General features: G+C 70.6%; 12 protein-coding genes and 4 pseudogenes. 11 read left to right on the top strand and 5 right to left on the bottom strand.

The window, feature by feature from the left end:
- Positions 1-60: 60 nt before the first annotated feature.
- On the bottom strand, positions 61-1,050 hold the full coding sequence (locus AB0A97_RS27160) for a phospholipase (RefSeq protein ID WP_361154791.1): 990 nt from the start codon (positions 1,048-1,050) through the stop codon (positions 61-63).
- Positions 1,051-2,286: 1,236 nt separating this feature from the next.
- Between AB0A97_RS27160 and AB0A97_RS27165 the strand changes: the two genes are divergently transcribed.
- The 7 genes and pseudogenes from AB0A97_RS27165 to AB0A97_RS27195 all read left to right on the top strand — a co-directional run bounded on the left by AB0A97_RS27165 (position 2,287) and on the right by AB0A97_RS27195 (position 12,908).
- Positions 2,287-3,477 carry a histidine kinase gene (locus AB0A97_RS27165; RefSeq protein ID WP_361154792.1) on the top strand — a complete coding sequence of 397 codons (1,191 nt, stop codon included), beginning with the start codon at positions 2,287-2,289 and terminating at the stop codon, positions 3,475-3,477.
- Entirely contained in the window at positions 3,470-4,135 is a 666-nt protein-coding gene (locus AB0A97_RS27170) for a response regulator transcription factor (protein ID WP_361154794.1), read from the top strand. The genes AB0A97_RS27165 and AB0A97_RS27170 overlap by 8 nt, the downstream gene beginning before the upstream one ends.
- A 218-nt stretch (positions 4,136-4,353) precedes the next feature.
- Positions 4,354-5,655, top strand: coding sequence for a serine hydrolase domain-containing protein (locus tag AB0A97_RS27175; protein ID WP_361154795.1), 1,302 nt, complete (start codon positions 4,354-4,356; stop codon positions 5,653-5,655).
- A gap of 146 nt (positions 5,656-5,801) precedes the next feature.
- Positions 5,802-6,626: pseudogene (locus AB0A97_RS27180) on the top strand (methyltransferase).
- A gap of 164 nt (positions 6,627-6,790) precedes the next feature.
- The gene (locus AB0A97_RS27185; RefSeq protein WP_361154796.1) at positions 6,791-7,762 is read left to right on the top strand and encodes an alpha/beta hydrolase; all 972 of its coding nucleotides are present in this window, start codon (positions 6,791-6,793) and stop codon (positions 7,760-7,762) included.
- Between the two features lie 527 nt (positions 7,763-8,289).
- Complete coding sequence (locus AB0A97_RS27190) at positions 8,290-9,825, top strand: trypsin-like serine protease (RefSeq protein WP_361154797.1); 1,536 nt, start codon at positions 8,290-8,292, stop codon at positions 9,823-9,825.
- 428 nt (positions 9,826-10,253) lie between these two features.
- Positions 10,254-12,908 (top strand): glycosyl hydrolase family 28-related protein, encoded by a 2,655-nt coding sequence (locus tag AB0A97_RS27195; RefSeq protein ID WP_361154798.1) that lies wholly within the window; start codon positions 10,254-10,256, stop codon positions 12,906-12,908.
- A gap of 76 nt (positions 12,909-12,984) precedes the next feature.
- Here the strand turns inward: AB0A97_RS27195 and AB0A97_RS27200 are convergent, their stop codons facing one another.
- Positions 12,985-13,893: an AraC family transcriptional regulator gene (locus AB0A97_RS27200; protein ID WP_361154799.1), complete on the bottom strand. Its 909-nt coding sequence runs from the start codon at positions 13,891-13,893 to the stop codon at positions 12,985-12,987.
- A 153-nt stretch (positions 13,894-14,046) separates the two neighbouring features.
- On the opposite strand from AB0A97_RS27200, the gene AB0A97_RS27205 reads away from it, so the two are divergent.
- Entirely contained in the window at positions 14,047-14,877 is an 831-nt protein-coding gene (locus AB0A97_RS27205) for an alpha/beta hydrolase (RefSeq protein WP_361154801.1), read from the top strand.
- 69 nt (positions 14,878-14,946) lie between these two features.
- Here AB0A97_RS27205 and AB0A97_RS27210 read toward each other — a convergent pair.
- A pseudogene (locus AB0A97_RS27210) lies at positions 14,947-15,656 on the bottom strand (SDR family oxidoreductase).
- 451 nt (positions 15,657-16,107) lie between these two features.
- Here AB0A97_RS27210 and AB0A97_RS27215 point away from each other — a divergent pair.
- The 3 genes and pseudogenes from AB0A97_RS27215 to AB0A97_RS27225 all read left to right on the top strand — a co-directional run.
- Positions 16,108-16,296: pseudogene (locus AB0A97_RS27215) on the top strand (transcriptional regulator); the annotation flags it as partial.
- A 152-nt stretch (positions 16,297-16,448) separates the two neighbouring features.
- A pseudogene (locus AB0A97_RS27220) lies at positions 16,449-16,565 on the top strand (transcriptional regulator); the annotation flags it as partial.
- A 98-nt stretch (positions 16,566-16,663) separates the two neighbouring features.
- Entirely contained in the window at positions 16,664-17,413 is a 750-nt protein-coding gene (locus tag AB0A97_RS27225) for an SDR family oxidoreductase (RefSeq protein WP_361154803.1), read from the top strand.
- A 60-nt stretch (positions 17,414-17,473) separates the two neighbouring features.
- On the opposite strand, the gene AB0A97_RS27230 is transcribed toward AB0A97_RS27225, so the two are convergent.
- A complete protein-coding gene (locus AB0A97_RS27230) occupies positions 17,474-18,181 on the bottom strand; it encodes a phenylalanine--tRNA ligase beta subunit-related protein (RefSeq protein WP_361154804.1) in 708 nt (235 codons plus the stop codon).
- A 96-nt stretch (positions 18,182-18,277) separates the two neighbouring features.
- On the bottom strand, positions 18,278-19,114 hold the full coding sequence (locus AB0A97_RS27235; RefSeq protein WP_361154806.1) for an EamA family transporter: 837 nt from the start codon (positions 19,112-19,114) through the stop codon (positions 18,278-18,280).
- Positions 19,115-19,230: the final 116 nt, after the last annotated feature.

Consider the following 19,230-nt stretch of genomic DNA (forward strand, 5'->3'; position numbering starts at 1 on the left):
GCCGACGGTCTGAGGGGTGCATGGGGCGCGGGCCGGTACGGTCCGGGCCCAGTCCGGCCTCTAGTGGAACAGGCGGTCTCCGCTGTTGGCCATCCGGTGGGAGCCGCTGTGACGGTTCACCCAGTCACGGATGAGGTTGATGGCGTTGGCGCACTGCCAGCTGTTGTCGTACTCGCGCTCTCCGGTGAAGGCGGCGTAGCCCGCGATGATGCCGTCCACCCGTGCGTCGCCCAGCAGTTTGTCGACGTACCACGGGTCGTTGTAGGTGGCCGTCCAGGAAAGGGTGGCCGCGAGCTGTCCGGCGGCGCGGTCGGCGGCGCCCTTCTTCAGTTCGGCGCACGTGTTCCACGTGGCTTCCGTGCAGTTGCCGAATCCGTTGGTGATGTTGGTGTCGCCGTAGTCCATCACCCGGCGGCCGGTCGGGAATCCGGAACCGGACTGGTTGAAGGCGTTGCGGACCTTGTCGCGGCTCCCGGTCGTGGTGATGCCCTCCAGCTTGCCGAGCTTGCCCTCCAGGCTCTTCCAGCCCCTGCCGCCGACGTCCGGCGTGTTGCCGCCGTGGTACTCGAAGAAGCCGTAGAGCACCTGGATTCCGGCAGCCGTCAGCCGCTGTGCCTTGTCGCGCAGCCCGGCGACACTGCACGTACGGTTCTCCGCTTCTCCGCAGTAGTTCGGGTCCTTGATGTCCAGCCAGACCAGCGACAGTCGGCGCCCCGCGTTGGCGTTGGAGATGATGCGGTCGAGCATGCTGTCGAAGCTGGGGCCCCGCCGGTTGTCACCGGCCGAGGAACAGTCGTGCCAAGCACGCCATTCGTTCGGGTTCCACCAGGCACAGACATCGATCTCGATGGCGTTGGCACCATGGTTGATCGCGGCGTCCACGCCGTCCACGGTGTTGACCCGGTGCGCGATGGCGTAGATCGCGTGACGTTGGTCGGCTGCTGCCGCCGGGGTCGCGCTGAGCGCGGTGGCACCGAGGATTCCGCACAGTGCCGCTATCAGGGCCCGTACGATCCGCGGGCCGACGCCTTTTCTACGGTGAGTGGTCAAGAAGGGTGCTCCTCATGTCGGTCTGCAGAAGCGGAGAGCTGCCGGCAGCGCGGCAGACAGGGGACGTTACGGTGCGTCGACGCGTCCGGTAGGGGTGGCTCGGGACCTCGGCCGAGCTTCAGATGTGCGGGGCGCGGCCGCCGTCGCGACAGTGCTCGGGGCCGTGTCTCCTCGCCCCGGTGGGCGTGGGCCCGGCAGGTGCCGTGGCGGTGTCGCGCAGGGTGTCCGCGCCACTTCGGCGCCGTCTCCGTCCTTGTGCCGGACGGGATGCCGCCTCCTCGCGCGTCGGTTTGGCCGCCGCTGTCCCCACGGCGCTCCTCTTCTGTACAACGTGACGGCGACAAGCCGTCTTTCCGCCGCGAAAGTATCGCGCCCGGCACCCTTTTCGTGACTGGTTATCAGCCGGTTTCCAGCAGCAAATGGCCATTATGCCGTTCCCGTGGGATCTGGCGGACCGGATGCTTCCACCAGGTCCGTGCATGCTGAAACTGACGCCCCCGTGCAGCGGCCACCGTTGCGAGGCCGTACGGCGCGGGCCCGAACCTCGGCGCCGCCTGCCACGCTGTGAGGTCGCTGGACGACAACCACCCAGGGGCCGGGATCGGTACCGGCAAAGGAAAACGGAAGGATCAGCGCGCGCTCGGTCACCCTCGACTCCTGCCTGCGCCCGAAATACGGAAATGCAGACGTGCCCCCGCAGTCGACCGCCTCGATCGGCACCCCGCACCTGCTCCTCGATCGCATCGGACACCCCGATGAACACCACCTTCCGGCATACGGCAGGAGGACTTCCGCGAGCGCGTGGACGGCGGCCGCGATACACGGCTCCGCGTGGCTCACCCGGTGACAGGTGAGGGCGAAAAGCGCGGCCTCGACCACGGTTTCGTCGCTCATCGAGACGACGGGGTCCTGCTTTCCCGTCCAGGGATTCTCGTAGGAAGGGAACCGCGGTATGTGACGCACCGCGAATTCGAGGATGGCGCCCGTCCGGCCACGGAGGTACGTCCCGTCCGCGGCGGTGCCCGTCGGCGAACCGGCGGGCAGCCTCGGACGCTCTCCGCGGCCGACTCGGTGTCCGAGTCCGACGCGTTCGACCAGTGCGCTGAGATGATCACGGGATGCCTGCCGTGGTCGGTCGAGCTGTCCGCCGAGCAGGCCGATCAGGCCGGTCGATGACAGCGTGAGTCGTTCTTTGGAGTGATGATGACCGAAGCGCGAGCTCTTAATGTCGGGCGCATGGGAGTACTCGACGGCGTGTGGCCCCGATGGAGTGCTGACGTCGGGCTGGTCGCGCTGACATGTCTGCCACCGCTGCTGTCGCAGCCGTACGTGGACACGTCAGGGGTGGCGTGGTGGTCGCTCGTCGGCTGCGAAGCGGTGACCGTGGCGGTGCTGGTACTGCGTCGGCGGCTGCCGGTCACGGCCTTTGTGGCGGGCCTGGGAGCACTCGTGGCGGCGCTGGTGGGGAGCGCCGGTCAGGACGCCAAACTGACCCCGCTGATCTTCCTGCCGCTCGCCGTACTCCTCTACAACCTGGGCAGCTACCGCACGAGCTGGGTACGCACCGTGCTGGCGATGCTCGGCGGCGGCGCGCTGATCGCGATCGGCCTGGGGGTGAACCAGCTGACCGCGGACGCCGGTGAGTTCCGGGGCGGCCTGGACATTCTCGCCTCCCTGGCTCCGATGCCGCTGTCGTGGGTGATGGGTTTCGCCGCACGTACCCGCCGTGTACTGCTCGCCGCGGCCGAGCAGCGGGTGGCCGACGCGGACCGCGCACAGCGTCTGCAGGCGGCGCAGGCCGCGCAGCGGGAGCGGGCACGGATCGCCCGCGAGATGCACGACGTGGTCGCGCACTCCCTCACCCTGCTCGTCGTACACGCGGAAACCCTGCGCGCTCGGGGTGACGAGCTGCCCGACTGGGCCCGTACCCAGATCGACGGGCTGGCGGCGGCGGGCCGCCAGACCGGTGGTGAGCTGCGCGATCTGCTCCGGATGCTGCGCGATCCCGCCGAAGCGGCCCCGCTCCAGCCGGTGCCCGGCCTCGGAGAGCTGGATGTGTTGTTGGACAGCCACCGTGCCGCGGGAGGCTCGGTCGAGGTGCATGTGGGAACGGAGCTGGAAAGGTTGCCGCATCCGGTGCAGTTGGCGGGGTACCGCATCGTGCAGGAATCACTGGCCAACGCCCGCCGCCACGCGCCCGGAGCGCCGGTCCGGCTCACCCTCGACGCCGCCGCCGGACAACTGCGCTTCGAGGTGGTGAACGGCCGCGCGGCGCGGCGCGGCACAGCGGGCGCGGGGGTCGGGCTCGGTCTGGTCAGCATGCGGGAGCGGGTGGACGCGCTGGGCGGGGAACTCACCGCCGGCCCGACCGGCGACGGCGGATTCCGTGTCGAGGCCACGATGCCGCTGGAGACCGCCGATGTCTGAGCGGATCAGTGTGCTCGTGGTGGACGACGAGCCGGTCATCCGCGCCGGCCTGAGCGCGATCCTGGACAGTCAGGCGGATCTCACCGTGGCCGGCACCGCGGGCAACGGGGAGGAGGCCGTCGAGGAGTGCGCGCGGCTGAGGCCGCGCGTACTGCTGCTGGACGTCCGCATGCCCCGCCGGGACGGGCTGTGGGCGCTGGCCGAGCTGGGCCGCCGGCAGCTGCTCGGGCCGGGGCGGAGCCAGGTGCTCATGCTGACGACGTTCGATCTGGACGAGTACGTGGACGAGGCGCTGGCCGCCGGGGCGGCCGGGTTCCTGTTGAAGAACAGTTCGTACGAGGAGCTGACCGGGGCGGTGCGGGCGGCCGCGGCCGGGCACAGTGCGCTGAGTCCGGCGGTGACCCGACGGATCATCGAGGGGCATCTGAGCACCCGGCGTCAGCCGGACGGCCATGAGCTGGCCCGGCTGAGGGACCTCACCGAGCGGGAGCACGCCGTACTGCGGCTGGTCGGGGACGGGCTGAGCAACGCCGAAATAGCGGACCGGCTCGTGGTGAGCCTGCACACGGTGAAGACGCACGTCAGCCGGATGCTCGCGAAGACCGGCTGCCAGAGCCGGGCGCAGGCGGCGGTACTGGCCAGGAACACACTGTCCTGACCGCCCCGAGCGGACGGGACACCGGCCCTCCCTGGCGCTGCTCGTCACTCCTCCGAGTGACCCGGAGCCCACAGAAGGCCCGCCAACGAGCGATGTGCCGGGTGGCCGGCGCTGGCTGAATGGTTGCTGTGCGGCGGGCCCGCCATGAAGCCCCTCAGGGGGAGGAATTCCGGCCCTCGACGCACGCGACCACCTGTCATGCGCCGAAGGGAACTGTCATGTCCGCACTCTCAACGTCTCGCCGCCGGATTCTGCACGGGGCGCTGACCGTGACCTTGGTGACCGGTATGGGCGGAGCGCTCACGGCCTGCTCGGAGACGGACACGGATGCGGGTGCGGGTGCGGCGAAGACGTCGGCCAGGCAGGAGACGTCGGGCGCGCAGGCCGACAAGCGCCTGGCCGATCTCGCGCAGAAGGCGGCGGACGGGGGCTCCGCCGGGGTGATCGTCCGGGTCGTTCGCGGGAGTGGGGCGCCCGTGGACATCGCACGGCAGGCCGCCTGGACGAAAGCCGATCACCGCCTCGCCGCCGACGACCAGTTCAGGGTCGGGTCCAACACCAAGACGGTCACCGCCACTCTCGTCCTGCAACTGGTCGCCGACGGCAAGGTCGGCCTGGACGACACGGTGGAGAAGTGGCTGCCCGGACTCGTGCGGGGCGGCAAGGACATCACCGTACGCATGCTCCTCAACCACACCAGCGGCCTGGGCGACTTCCTGCTGACGCCGGAATTCCTGCCCTCCCTCACGGGCCAGGAGCGGCGCACCTGGCGAGCGGAGGACCTCCTCGCCATCACTCCCCCGCAGGATCCGCCGGCCGCGCCCGGCAAGAAGCACTTCTACAGCAACGCCAACTACGCGGCTCTGGGTCTGATTCTCCAGAAGGCCACCGGGAAGAGCCTCACCGAGCTGATCGAGCGAAGGATCACCAAGCCACTGGGCATGAAGGACTCATTCCTGGCCACGGACGCGGGCTGGAGCGCCGGCAAGCAGCACGTGACCGGTTACGAGCCGGGCGCCAAGCAGCTCAAGAGCCTTCTCGCACCGACCGTGGACCTGCCCGAAGGCATTGGCTTTGCCGGCCCTGGACGTCCCGGGGGCACCATCGACACCTCCCGTATCGACCCGAGCTGGTCCGGCGCGGCAGGCGGCATGGTCTCCACCGCACGGGACTGGCAGCGCTTCCTGACCGCGCTCATGTCCGGCAAGCTGCTGCCCGAGGCCCAAATGAAGCAGATGCGCACCACCGTTCCCGCCGCCGAGGAAGGCGGCGGCTACGGTCTGGGCCTGATGAAGGTGGACACCCCCTGCGGCACCGTCTGGGGTCACACCGGCGGCCTGCCCGGCTACTCCAGCGAGATCTACACCGACGCGGACGGCCACCGGAGCGTCGCGGTCCTGACGAGCACGAACTTCGGCATCAAGGAGAAGGCGGCCGCAGGCACGAACAAGGCCCTCGTCGATGAGGCAGCCTGCTCCATGCTGGGCACGTCGCGCCCTTCCGCGAGCCCGGCCGGATAGCCGGTGCGGACATCGCCGTCGCCTGCGACCAGGCCGGTGGCAGCCGAGACCGCGGGCGTCGGCTGCCGAGGGCCCCGGACCGTGCCGGCAGGCCCCGAGGCCCCGAAGGCCCCGGCCCCATACGGACCACATGCAATGATCCGCTCATGGCAAGGAACCACTCCGACACCGAATACCTCGTGGACAACCGACAGGCCGAGGCGGGTGAGCGGTTCGCCGAGCTGTCGGCGCTCTTCGACCCGTCGACGTGCCGGCACTTCGAGACGGTCGGGGTCGGTGCGGGGTGGCAGTGTTGGGAGGTCGGTGCCGGTGGGCCCACGGTTCCTGCCTGACTGGCCGAGCGTGTCGGCCCGGCCGGGTACGTGGTTGCCACCGACATCGACACCTCCTGGATGCGCGCGGCCGCGGGTTACGAGGTACTGCGCCACGACGTGGCGGTCCAGGCCCTGCCCGAGGGAGGCCCTTTCGACCTGGTCCATGCCCGGCTCGTGCTGGTCCACGTCGCCGAGCGGCACCAGGCCCTGCGGTCCATGGCCGAGGCGCTGCGCCCCGGTGGTTGGCTGGTGGTGGAGGACGGTGACCCGGCGTTGCAGCCTCTGATCTGTCCCGACGAGTACGGGCCCGGGCAGGAGCTGGCGAACCGCCCGCGCCGCGGCTTCCGCGAGCTGCTGCGGCAGCGCGGCGCGGACCTGGCGTACGGGCGCAAGCTGCCGCGGCTGTTGCGTGCGGCCGGACTGGCCGAAATCGGGGCCGGCGCCTACTTCCCCCTCACTTCCCCCGCGTGCGCCGAGCTGGAGCGGGCCACCGTCCACCAGGTCCGCGACAAGCTCGTCGCGGCGGGGGCGGCCACTGAAGAAGAGATCGACCGGCACCTGGCGAACATCGCCGCCGGCGGGCTCGACCTGGCCACCGCGCCGATGGTCTCCGCTCGGGGCCGCCGCCCGGTGTCGGCGGTCGGAGTCGACCCCTGAGGTTCACTCCCCACTGCGGCGGTCCCCACTGAATGCGCTCGCGCCCGTTTCCTTGTTCATTCCGCCGAACCATTCCGCTACGTTGGATTCCGCGAGCATGGAAAGTGTCCGTGTGTTCACGCTCGTTCAGCTCCTTTCGGTCGGGGTGTCGAGGTGGTTCGGCGATGGGTGAAGAGCTGGCGCTGAGGGTCGGCCCGTCGCGGATGGAGATGGCGTACGAATGCTTCGGTGACGATCACGCGCCGCCCGTGTTGTTGGTGATGGGCGGCGGTGCGCAGATGATCGCCTGGCCGGAGGAGTTCTGTGCCGAGCTGGTCCGCAGCGGCCTGCGAGTGATCCGGTTCGACAATCGGGACGCCGGCCGGTCGTCGCGCTTCCCCGACCTGACGGGCCCCGATCTGCCGGACCCGGACCCGCAGGACCTCGACCTGCCGGGCCCGGACGTGCGGACGGTGCTGACCGGCGACTCCTCCCTGGCGCCTTACACGTTGTCCGACATGGCCGATGACATCGTCGGACTGCTCGACGTGCTGCAGGTGCGGAGCGCCCATCTGGTGGGCGCGTCGCTGGGCGGGATGATCGCCCAGACCATGGCCGTCGAGCACCCCGAGCGCACCCGCTCACTGACGTCGATGATGTCCAGCACCGGTGACCGCGCCGTCGGCCGCCCCGACGCCACGGCGCTCGCCGGGCTGGGAACGCCTCCGCAGGACCGCCGGAGTTTCATCGCCTGGCAGGTCCGGGCCCTACGGGCCGTGGCGTCGCCGGGATTCGCGTTCGACGAAGCCGCGGCCACGGAGCGGGCCGAGCGTGCCTACGACCGGGGGCACGACCCTGCCGGCATGGTGCGTCAGTTCGCCGCGGCCAGGGCCTCCGGCGACCGTACGGCACGGCTGCGGTCGGTACGGGTTCCGGCGCTCGTCGTCCACGGGACCGACGACGTGCTGATCGACATGAACGGCGGGCGAGCCACCGCCGCGGCCATTCCCGGCGCCGAGCTGGCCATCATCGACGGCATGGGACACAGCATCCCGCGCGAACTGTGTCCGCAACTCGTCATGCTCATCGCCCACCTGATCCACCGCGTGGAGACGACGCCGCGACGGAGCACCCAAGGACCTCTCCGGGTCGGTTGACCGCTGTCACCGCGCCGAACCGCGCTGCGGGGCACAGCGGGCGGATAGATGCCGATTTGTTAGCGAAGTAGCAGCGCTTGATGATCTGTGGCGCCAAGTGATAATTCTTCTGCGGGGCGCGCTTTGCTCCCTTCAGCGCCTCATCAACCGAAAGGTGAGTCATCGATGCGGATGCCTCTGTGCCCGCCGACCGCCGTCGGCTCGCCCGGCAGCGCCCTCACCGCTGACGCCTTTGCGCTGTTCGGAGCGACCGACGGGCGCCCCCGGGCTGCTCGACGGCGCGGGGCTTCTGCCTCCACGGCACCGGGTACGGGAGCGATGGCCACCTCGCCCCGCAGCCTCTCGCGATCGGACGCCTGGAAGGGAATCGACGCGGAATACGCCGTCGCCCTCGTGTAACGGAAACACACGGCGCAACGGAAACACGCTGTGCTCGACATCACTGTGGGCAAGAAGGCCCGCCGGGCCCCGGACATTTCTCCATCCCTTCCCTTTTTCCCTCCCTCTCAAGAATTGAGGAAACACGAGTGCTTGGCAGACGTCCACGCGCCATATGGGTCACCGGGCTGGCCGCGACCACCGTCGCGGTGAGCATGCTGACCGGTGTCCCCGCACACGCAGTCGTCGGTGACGCCGCCAAGAACGGGGCGTACCCGTTCACCGCGAAGCTCGACATCGGCAGCGGCCAGCGCGCCTGCACCGGTGTGCTGGTCGATCCCCAGTGGGTACTCACGGCCGTCAGCTGCTTCGCCGACAAGCCCGGTCAGGACAAGGTCGCCGCCGGCAAGCCGAAGTCGGCGACCTCGGTGACCGTCGGCCGCACCGACCTGTCCGGCAAGGACGGGCAGGTACGCACCGTCACCGAACTCGTGCCCCGTACGGACCGTGACCTGGTGATGGCGAAGCTGTCGGCACCGGTCGAGGACATCACCCCGGTCCCGGTCGCCTCCACCGCTCCTGCCCAGGGTGACACGCTGCGCGTCGCCGGTTACGGCCGCACCAAGGACGAGTGGGTTCCCGACCGCCTGCACAGCGGTGGCTTCTCCGTCGACGCGGTGGAGAAGACGACGCTCGCCGTCACCGGCAAGGACGGTGCGAGTGTCTGCATGGGCGACTCCGGTGGCCCGGCCCTGCGTGAGACGGAGGCCGGCGGCTACGAGCTGGTCGCGGTCAACAGCACTTCGTGGCAGGGCGGTTGCTTCGGCTCCGAGGAGACCCGTACGGGCGCCGTCGAGGCCCGGGTCGACGACGCGCACCGCTGGGTCCAGCAGATCCGCCTGACGACCATGTACCGCCATGTCACCGACGTCGTCGCCAGCGCGGACTTCAACGGTGACGGCCGTCCCGACGTCGCAGCCGTCCTCGACGACCACAACCTGCACGTCTTCTACACCGGCCCGGACGGCAAGCTCGAATACGGCCGTGAGCTGTGGAACCACGACGGTTCCTGGGGCCGTAAGCGCGCGATGGTCGCCGGTGACTTCAACGGCGACGGTCTGACCGACATCGCCGCGATCAACCTCGACGGCTACCTCGACCTGTATCCGGGCACGAAGAGCGGCAAGCTGGGCTCTCCCCGCTCGATGTCCAACGACAACAGCTGGAAGATCGTCTCCAAGTTCGCCCGTTACAAGGCCGACGACTCCGGCCGCGACGGCTTGGTGGCCATCTGGAACGACGGCTCGCTGTACGCCTACACCACTGCTGCGGACGGCCGCCTCTCCGGCTTCAAGCGCCAGGTCTGGCACGACAAGACCTGGTCCAAGAAGCACCTCACCAGCGCGGACTTCAACGGCGACCACCGCGACGACATCGCGGCGGTCTCCCAGACCGGTGGCCTGGGCCTGTACACCGGCAACGCCAAGGGCACGTTCGACTACGACAAGGCGATGTGGCCCGACGAGAGCTGGGGCGGTTTCCGGGCCGTCATGGGTGGCGACTTCAACGGTGACGGCAAGGCCGACGTCGCCGCCATCAACAGCTCCGGCGACCTGTTCCTCTACCCGGGTAACGGGAAGGGCACCCTCGGTTCGCGCTCTGCGATGTGGCCCAGCACGTCCTGACGTCGGTACGACGGCGTCGGCACGGCGCAGGACAGCGCGGCGACCCGACGCTGTGACGAGCGTGGTGTGAGGGGCATCCGGCCGGACGGCCGGGTGCCCCTCTGTTGCGTCTGATCGCCGACGCGCCTCCGGCACCCGGGCCCGCGCGCGGCGAAGCCGATGTGAAATCAAGCTCCGCCGTCCCTCACGCCAGCGCCTCTATCGCCCATGTGGGTGAAAGCTCGCCCGGCGGCTGTCCTCGGTCGGCAGTTTGCAGTCTCCTGGTCCGAGGCGACCGGCCGCCCCGACGGAGTCCCGCCGTCCCTGGCGTCGGACACGTTCCCGGCACCGGACACGCCGACAACGTCGAACGCGTCCGCGGCATCGGACACGTCGGCGGCCCGCGGGCAGTCCCGTTTCACCCGGCCACCGCGCACCCGGAGGAGCCCATGGAAACAGCAACGGTCGCAGTCGACGTCCAGGCCGGGGACGTGCTCTGCTCCGCGCTGGCTCCGGACGATGCCACGAGGCTGACCAGGGCGACGTCCGCCGCGCTCACCGCGGGAACGATGGTCACCGGGATCGCTGCCACCGCGGCCGCGGCCGACACGAAGGTGAGCTACTACGAACAGCCGGAGGTCGCGCCGGCGCAGACCACCGGGCTCGGAGCCGGGCAGCCGTCCGCCGTGGTCGTCGACGGGCAGGGCCGGTGCGCGCGCCAACTACCGCTGCTCGAAGGCGCGTTCGTCGTCGGCGAGTGCGATGCGCAGGGGAACGTGACCGTGGTACCGAAGCACGACTTCGCGAACGTCCTCGACTTCGGCGCGAAGGGCGACGACCAGAGCGACGACTGGGACGCCATCACCCGTGCCATGCACTCCCTGCACCCGCTCCGCCCCGGCGTGGTCTATTTCCCGGCGGGCTACTACCGCATCCGCCGCCCGCTGGTCGTCGGCCGCGAGCAGGGGAAGATCGAGCTGCGCGGCGAGAGCGAACACACCACCACCATCAGATTCTTCGGCGCGCACGGCCCCGCGCTGTGCATCTCGCCGAAGTCGCTGGGCCACCTGCCCACGTCGGACGCCCTGCTCACCGGAGCGGGCCGGGCCGGCGTTCTCAGCGCGAAGAACCGGAGCACCGTCAACCTCCGCGACAGCCCGGCGCTCGACATGGACGGCGCGGCGTCGTTCTCGGTCTCCTGCACGGTGCGCCCCGACGTCCTTCCGGGCGGAGGCGGGGAGCCGGTCCTCTCCAGTTCGGGCCGCCGGCTGAACAGCGAAGCGGCCACCTGCGCTTTCGGTATCTTCCTCGGCGGCACGACAGGCCAGGTCACCGTCACCGCCACCGCCCGGCTCGACGGCGTGGACCACGTCATCTCCCACCCCGGCAGCTTCCCGGTCGGGCAGCCGCTCCACCTCTCCCTGGTCTGGGACGGCACCCACCTCGACCTCCACGCCGGGCCGCCCGGGACGGTACTGACACCCGCCGAGCCACGGGAGGGACAGCGTCCCCGGGCCGGGGCGAAGCTGACCCAGCCCGTCGAAGAAGGCGTGTACCTCGGCGCCAGGAGTCAGCAGCGCTGGCCGGAATACCACGATTTCACGCGGCCGTTCACCGGGCGCATCGACTCCGTCCGCATCAGCGACTTCGTGATCGACCGGGACACCGGTACACGTACCTTCACCGCGCCGACCGCGAAGTTCGCCTCCGACTTCGCCACCAACGTCAGGCCCGACCCCGTCCACGCGGACCAGCGGCTGGTCACCCGGATACTGATCAACTTCGACCGCGACGTCGACGCCTTCACCGTCGGGTCGACGTGGATCCGACGGACTCCGGACCCCGACCCCGTCTACGTGATGTACCAGTGGGGCGGGCCTCCGGTCGCGGCCGCGCTCACCACGGTCCGGCGGCTGGAGTTCCAGTGTCCCTCGGGCGCGGGTGTCCACGGCCAGCTCTCGAACAGCTCGGTGTTCAGCCACCTCCGCGTCACCGCCGCACGCGACGGGATGAGGCTGCGGAACAACTCGTACCTCTCCGAGGTCGAACATCTCTTCATCAGCGCCACCAGGCTCGGCCTCACCCTGGGCGGCAGCGGGCTGGCCAGGGTCAACCGGTTGCAGACCGTCGGAACCCAGTACGACTTCGTGGCGACCGACGTCGTCGGCGTCACCGCTCGCGACTGGTACATCGGCAGCCACCGCTCCGTCGTGCCGCTCCTGCTGACCACAGCGGCGCCGTACGGGTCCTTCCACGGCATCGGAATCGCCATCAGTTCGGAGGCGACACAGGGCCATCCGGAGACCTGGCAGTGCGCGGTGGCCACCTCCGACCTGCACCATCTCGTCCTGGAGAGTTCGGTACTGGAGACCAGCTTCCTGAAGCGGACCGACTGCCCACCCGTGCGCATCGACAACTCCCTGCTCCTGCTCGGTCAGGAACCGCCCAGGCCCCCGCTGGAGATCCCCACCGCGTCGACGTTCGTGAACTGCGAGTTCCGCCCGAGCGCGAGCACCCGCGCGAACCTCGTGTTCACCGGCAGGCGGGGGCCGACACCGGTCCGGATCCTCGGCAGCACCACCGATCCCGTGAAACCCTGGACCCTCCCCCGGGACGAGAACAGGGTGTCCCATCTCGGTGGCTGTGTGTCCGCGACCGACCTCGGCCAGACACAGTGGCAAGGCGGGCGGGACTGGGTGTTCGCCCTCGACACCACGACGGGACGGATCGGGGCCCGCGAGCGGGTGGCCCAGGGCTGCGGCATCGCGGCCGCGAATCCCCTCACCCTCGCCGCGGTGCCCCTGGCAGCCGGAGCGAGCCGCTACCGGGCCGAGGTCATGGCGACCGACCCGACGGGCCGGGCCGCGACGTGGGTCGTCGAACAGGGCCTGAGCAACGTCGGCGGTACGGTCACCGCCTGGGCGCCCGAAAGCCGGGTCCTCGACTCCTTCGGGTCCGCCGAGGGCTCGGTACCGGCCGGGTGGGACCCGCCACAGATCGTCTCCTTGGACGGTAACGCCGTGGTGAAGTGCTCGCCGCCGGGAGGGCTGACGCTGGCCTTCACGGTCAAGCTGCGGGCGACCGAAGGGCTGGCTGCCTCCTGACGGGACGCTGCGCGCCGACCAGGGGCGAGCCTGTCTTGTCTCGCCCTGGGCCGAGGCAGTCGGACACCGTCGGGCGTCACACCGTGCCTTGATGGGGGACGTATCCGCCGGCGGCGGTGCTGTACAGGGTGCGCCAAGTGGTGGGGGCCGTGCCGGTCTGGCGTTTGAAGAAGGCGGTGAAGTTCCCGGCGTCCTGGAAGCCGAGGCGTCGGGCGCAGTTGCCGACCGGCAGCTCGGTGTGGGCGAGCAGTCTTTTCGCTTCGAGCAGGACGCGCTGGTCGAGGAAGGTCTTGGCGCCGGTGCCGGTGGCGGCACGCGTCGCCCGGGTGAGGGTGCGTACGTCGTAACCGAGTGCCTGGGCGTAGTCGGCCACGTGATGCCAGTCGGTGAAGTGCTCTTCGACGGTGGTCCGGTAGGCGCGGAAGACGCCGGTGTGCCGACTTCCGGAACGCCTTGTCCCGGTCGGGGCCGGTGCGTCGGCGGTGGGGAGGGTGCGCAGGATCAGGGCCGCCAGCAGGTGGGAGAGGAGGGCGGGTGAGGCCAGGCTCGGGGTGTGGACTGCTGCGTCGTGCTCGCGTTCGAGGTGTCCGGCGGCGAGCAGGGCGAGGGCCAGGCGCTGCTGGTCCAGGTGCCAGCAGGCCGGGGTACCGGCCTCCGGCACGGTGAAGCCGGGAAGCGAACCGGGCCGGAAGAGGATCAGCGGACCGTCGCAGGCCTCGATGTCGCTCCAGCGGTGCACCATGCCCGGCCGGATCCACACGGCGCTGCCTTCTTCCAGCAGATGGCTGTGGAAGTCCGCTTCGTGCGTGCCGGTTCCGGAGCCGATCAGCGCGAAGACGTGGAAGTCGGGGCGCTGCGGCTGGGTACGTCGGCGGTGGACGTCCATCGAGCGCAGCGCGGCGAAATCGAGGACTTCCACCCCGTACGCCGATCCGACGGCCGGGAGATAGTGCACCTGCCGCACCGCACCGTGTCCGTTTTCCACAAGGAGTGTGTCCCTTTCCGCCACTGGGTGAACGGTCTCGCGCCTACCGTCGCAGACAGGCCTGACAGCAGGTCAGGGTATGGGTTCACCGGTTCGGCGCGAGCGGCGGAGTCGCTTGCTGCCGACGGAAGGGAAGACGCGATGATGGCGGAGATGGCGGAATCGACAACCCGTGTTGCGGTGTCGGGCGGGAGTCTCGACGTGCTGACACGGGGCCGCACCGGGCCGGCACTGGTTTTCGTCCACTACTGGGGCGGCTCCGCCGCCACCTGGAACAGCGTGCTGGGCCTCCTGCCGCCCGGACAGGCGACGGTCCGCTTCGACCAGCGCGGCTGGGGCGCCTCCCGAGCCCTGCCCGGTCCCTATCACCTCGACCAGCTCACCGACGATCTCGCCCGGGTGGTCCGAGCCCGCGTGCCCGGGCCGTTCGTCCTCGTCGGCCACTCGATGGGCGCCAAGACGAGTCAGCTCCTCGCGGCCCGCCGGCCGTCCGCGCTGGTCGGCCTGGTGCTCGTGGCGCCCGCACCGCCGCAGCCGCCCGTCATGGTCACCGAGGAGTACCGGCAGGGCCTGGCGCACGCCTACGACTCGCCCGAAACGGTGCACCACGCCCTCGACCATGTCCTGACCGCCACTCCGCTGCCCCCGGCGGTGCGGGCCACCGCGGTACGGGACAGCCTCGCCTGCGGCGCCGAGGCCCGGCGCGAATGGCCCCTGCGCGGAATCGCGCGGGACATCACCCGCGCCGTACGGGACATCGAGGTACCGGTGGCCGTGCTGGCCGGGGAGAACGACGTGGTGGAGCCGCCGCACGTCCTGCGTGACTGCCTGCTGCCCCACATCCCGCACGCGACCCTGACAACGGTCCCCGGCGCCGGTCACTTGCTGCCCGTGGAAGCTCCCGATGCCGTCGCGTCAGCCCTTCGGGACTTCCTCGCGGACACAGCCGGGGGCGGGGGCAGGGGCACGGACATACAGGGCTGACCTCGGGGGACGCGGGTCGCCCCGGTGTCCGCCCCGGCCGGCTGAGCACTGGATACGGCCTGGCCGCCGTCAACGCTGCGCGGTGGGCCGTACCACGATCTCGTTGACGTCGACCTGGTCCGGCTGGGCGACGGCGTAGGCGATGGCGTCCGCGATCGTTGCGGGGTCCAGTGCCATGGCGTCGCGGCGGGCCGGCAGCGCAGCGCGGGCCTCGGGGTCGGTGACCGCGTTGGCGAAGCCGGTGTGGACGAACTTCGGGGAGACGATGGTGACGCGGGGTCGCCCACCTCCTGCCGCAGCCCTTCGCAGACCGTACGGACGGCCGTTTTCGTCGCGGCGTAGACGGCCTGTCCGGGGCCGGTGCGGTACGCGGCGGTCGACACCACCGTGACGAAGTGCCCGGCTTCCTGCCGGCGGAAGACCGGCAGTGCGGCGGCGATACCGTGCAGGACGCCGCGCAGATTGACGTCGATCATGTCGTCCCATGCGTCGACGTGCAGGTCCTCCAGTGGGGAGACCGGCCTGATGCCGGCGTTGTCGACCAGCACGTCGAGGCGCCCGAATCGGGTGACCGCCGTGTCGACCAGGCGGACGAGGTCCGCACGCCGCCGTACGTCGGTCGGCACGCCGACGGCGCGGCCGCCGCTCTCCCGGATCTCGGCGGCGAGCTGCTCGACGCGATCGCCGCGCCTGGCGCCGAGGACGACCGTCGCACCGCGCCGCGCCAGGGCGAGCGCGGTGGCTCGGCCTGTCCCGCTGCTCGCACCGGTGACGGCGATGACCTTGTTGCGGGTTCCGCCTGGTCCGAGTCCATGGCTGTGGCCGTGTCTGTGGTGATGCGTGCGGCCGTGGTTGTGGTGGGGGCCGTGGTCGCAGGGGTCGTGGTGGTGGGCATGAGTGCAGCGACAGCCGGACCAACGCGGTGAGCTGGGGGGCCTTCCTTCGCAGCCGCAGGCAGCGCATCACACCGGACCAGGTGGGGCTGCCGCACTCCGGCCGCCGCCGGACGCCGGGGCTGCGCCGGGAGGAGCTCGCGCTGCTCGCCGGGATGAGCGCGCCACCTGATGCACGTACCTGGAGCAGGGCCGGGACATCCGCGTCTCGGACCAGGTGCTCGCGGCCCTCGCCTCGGCGCTGCGGCTCGACCGCCACGAGCGCGACCACCTCTTCCGGCTCGCCGGTCGTACCCCCGAGCCCGGGGCCGGGGAACCTGAACCGCTGGCCGCCGAGGTGGCGGCTACCCCCCTGCTGCTCCAGCCGCGACCGGCCTACATCATCGGGAGCAACTACGACGTCCTCGGCTGCAATCAGGCAGCCGACGAACTGTTCCCGAACCTCACCACGCCGACGGACCGCCCGGCGAACTTCGTCCGCTGGGTGTTCCTCGCCCCGGTGGCCCGGGACGTCGTGGTCGACTGGGAGCCGGAGGCTCGCGGTCTGCTCGCCCGGCTGCGGACACTGGCCGGACGCCACCCGGTTCACGGAGCTGATCGACGAGTTGAACACGGCCAGCGCAGGCGCGTGCCTGGTGGGCGCAGTACGAAGTTCAGGTCCGGCGCGGCGGACGTAAACGGCTGCGGCGCGGAGGCGGCGAGGAGGCCGAGTTCGTCTACACGGCGTTCCGCCTGGCCGAGCAGCCGGAACTGACGCTGGTGATCTATACCGAGGGCGGGGAGCCGACGGCCTGACGCAGCCGACATTTTCCGTATCGGGCGGTACAGATGTGCTACGTTCTCATTGAGTACCGATCGGTACTGAAGTTCGCCACCTCGTGGAGGTCATTCCTGTGGGACAGCTAGCGGGCAAGATCGCCGTCATCACCGGCGGCAGCACCGGGATCGGCCTGGCCGCCGCCGTACGGCTGGCGGCCGAGGGCGCGCACGTGTTCGTCACCGGCCGGCGCAAGGCCGAACTGGACGCGGCCGTCGAAACCATCGGCCCGGTGCGGGCCACCGCCGTGGCGGGTGACATAGCGAACCTGGCCGACCTGGACCGTCTCTACGACGCGGTCCGTGCCCGGGGCCTGGGTCTGGACGTGCTCTTCGCGAACGCGGCGAGCGCCTCGTTCGCGACGCTGCAGGAGACCACCGAGGAGCACTTCGACCAGACCTTCGATGTCAACGTGCGGGGCACCCTGTTCACCGTGCAGAAGGCGTTGCCGCTGCTCAACGACGGCGCCTCGGTGATCCTGAACTCCTCGGTGCGGGCCGATGACGGTGTCGCGGCCTTCGGCACGTACGCGGCCTCCAAGGCGGCGGTCCGGTCCTTCGCCCGTACCTGGGCCAACGAGCTCAAGGACCGCGGCATCCGGGTCAACGCGATCTCGCCGGGCACCATCGACACTCCCGGACTCGACGGCGTGGCCGCCACCGCGGACGCACCCGTCACCAAGTCGCAATTCGCCGCGGCTGTGCCACTCGGCCGGATCGGGCGTGCGGACGAGGTCGCCAATGTGGTGGCGTTTCTCGCTTCCGAACAGAGCAGCTTCGTCCTCGGTGCCAATCTGTACATCGATGGCGGCGAGAACCAGTTCTGACCTGCGGGCGGCACCCGTTGCGCGAGCCAGAGCCAGGCACGGTCGGCGGGCGGGCGGAGCTCAGACAGTTGCCTGCGGATGTGCCGGGCCGAGGTAGTGGATCGCGGTCTGCTCGGCGTGCGGGGTGAGCAGGTCCCGCAGTTCCTCCGCGGCGGTCTTGAGGAGGTGGCCGTCGCGGGTGGCGTGGAGGGTTTCGAGGGCGAAGACGACGTGGGCGGAGTCCTCGGTGACGCGGGTGCGGTGGGCGTCGCGGTGGTTCCAGTGGCGGGTCAGGACGCCGGTGGTGTCCGCATAGATGATCTCGCCGGGCCTGGGGTTCTCGACGGTGTCGGGTTCGCCGAGCGGCGTGAACTCCTCGGCGCCGTCCGCGTGGCGGACGGTGATGTCACCGGTGACGTGGTCCACGTCGAAGGCGCCGGCGGGCAGGCCGTGCCGTACGGATACGCAGTTGTAGGAGTCGACGGGCGGGTTGACGCGCGGCAGGGCGCCCTTCTTGGCGAAGCGGCGGCCGAGTGCGTCGACGCTGGGGCGGATGCGGCGGGGGTTGGTGCCGAAGGACCGGTAGGCGGCGTGCCAGGCCTCGATACGAGGGTCACTCTCGTCGGCGGGCTGCCAGGTGCCGTCGGCGAACTGCCGCTCCAGACCGTCCAGAGCGGCAGCGGTGTCGGGCCAGGGCTCGCGGCCCCGCAGTCCGGTGGCGGTGACCAGGGCGATGAGGGTGTCGGGGAAGGCGTCGGCGACGGCGGGGGCGATGCGGATGTCGGGCATGGGGTCCGTTTCCTGTTCCTGTGCGCGTGCGGGGAGGGAGGGGGCGACTGCGGCGATCGGCGACGGGCGGGCCGCGCACCGCGCAAGGCCGGTCGCTCAGGTCAGGGCGAGGAGGCTGACGGCGACTGCGGCGGTGCCCAGGCCGACCAGTTGGCCGCGGTGCATGCGTTCGGCGAGGACACCGCGGGCCAGCAGGACCGTGCCGGCCGGGTAGAGGGCGGTGAGCACGGCGACGACGGTCAGGTCGCCGCTCCGTGCGGCGAGCAGGAACATCAGGTTGGCCAGGGAGTCCAGCACACCCGCGGCGGCCGACATCGCGTAGGCGGGCCGCTCGGAGCCGAGCTTGCGGCGCATCAGCGCGGCGGCGGTCAGGGTGACGGCCGAGGAGACCGTACGGCCGATGACCAGCGGGGCCACCCCGCTGTCGGACGGCGCCTGGTGCAGGAAGACGAGCTGGAGGGCGATGGCGGCTCCCGCGCCGAAGGCCAGCAGCAACGCCGTACGGGAGGGGCGCGCCGCCCCGGTGCCGTGTCCGGCGCTGACGAGCACCACCGCCACCAGCGCGAGGGGCAGGCCGATCAGTCCGGCGGTGGCCAGGCGCTCGCCCTGGAGCAGGCCCACGCCGACGGGCAGGGCGGCGGACATCAGCGCGGTCACGGGCGAGAGCACGTTCATCGGGCCGATCGCCAGGGTCTTGTAGAGCAGCGCGAACGCGGCGGCCGAGGCAATTCCGGAAGCCGCGCCCCAGCCCAGGGCCGCGGCGCCGAACGAGGCGCCGAGCACCGGCCACAGCAGGAGTTCGACCGCGAGACTGGCCGGCGCCGCGATCATCACGGTGCGCAGCACGTGTGCCTTACGGGCGCCGAGGCCGCCGAGGAAGTCGGCACATCCGTAGGCGAGGGAGCTACCGAGAGCCAGCAGTAGAGCGATCACAGCGACAATCCCTTACGATTCAACGGAACGACCAGACCGTACAACACAATGACCGGTCGGCGTCAACCGAACGACCGCACGGTGCATTCGAATGGTCCGCTGTCCAGCGACCGGCG

The organism is Streptomyces sp. NPDC045470 (genome assembly GCF_040646595.1).
In the GTDB taxonomy this organism is placed as follows: Bacteria; Actinomycetota; Actinomycetes; order Streptomycetales; family Streptomycetaceae; genus Streptomyces.

Coding starts and splice junctions, on each gene's coding strand:
- AB0A97_RS27170 (WP_361154794.1), top strand. CDS start 3,470: ATGTCTGAGCGGATCAGTGTGCTCGTGGTGGACGACGAGCCGGTCATC.
- AB0A97_RS27205 (WP_361154801.1), top strand. CDS start 14,047: ATGGCGGAATCGACAACCCGTGTTGCGGTGTCGGGCGGGAGTCTCGAC.
- AB0A97_RS27175 (WP_361154795.1), top strand. CDS start 4,354: ATGTCCGCACTCTCAACGTCTCGCCGCCGGATTCTGCACGGGGCGCTG.
- AB0A97_RS27185 (WP_361154796.1), top strand. CDS start 6,791: ATGGGTGAAGAGCTGGCGCTGAGGGTCGGCCCGTCGCGGATGGAGATG.
- AB0A97_RS27195 (WP_361154798.1), top strand. CDS start 10,254: ATGGAAACAGCAACGGTCGCAGTCGACGTCCAGGCCGGGGACGTGCTC.
- AB0A97_RS27230 (WP_361154804.1), bottom strand. CDS start 18,181: ATGCCCGACATCCGCATCGCCCCCGCCGTCGCCGACGCCTTCCCCGAC.
- AB0A97_RS27165 (WP_361154792.1), top strand. CDS start 2,287: ATGGGAGTACTCGACGGCGTGTGGCCCCGATGGAGTGCTGACGTCGGG.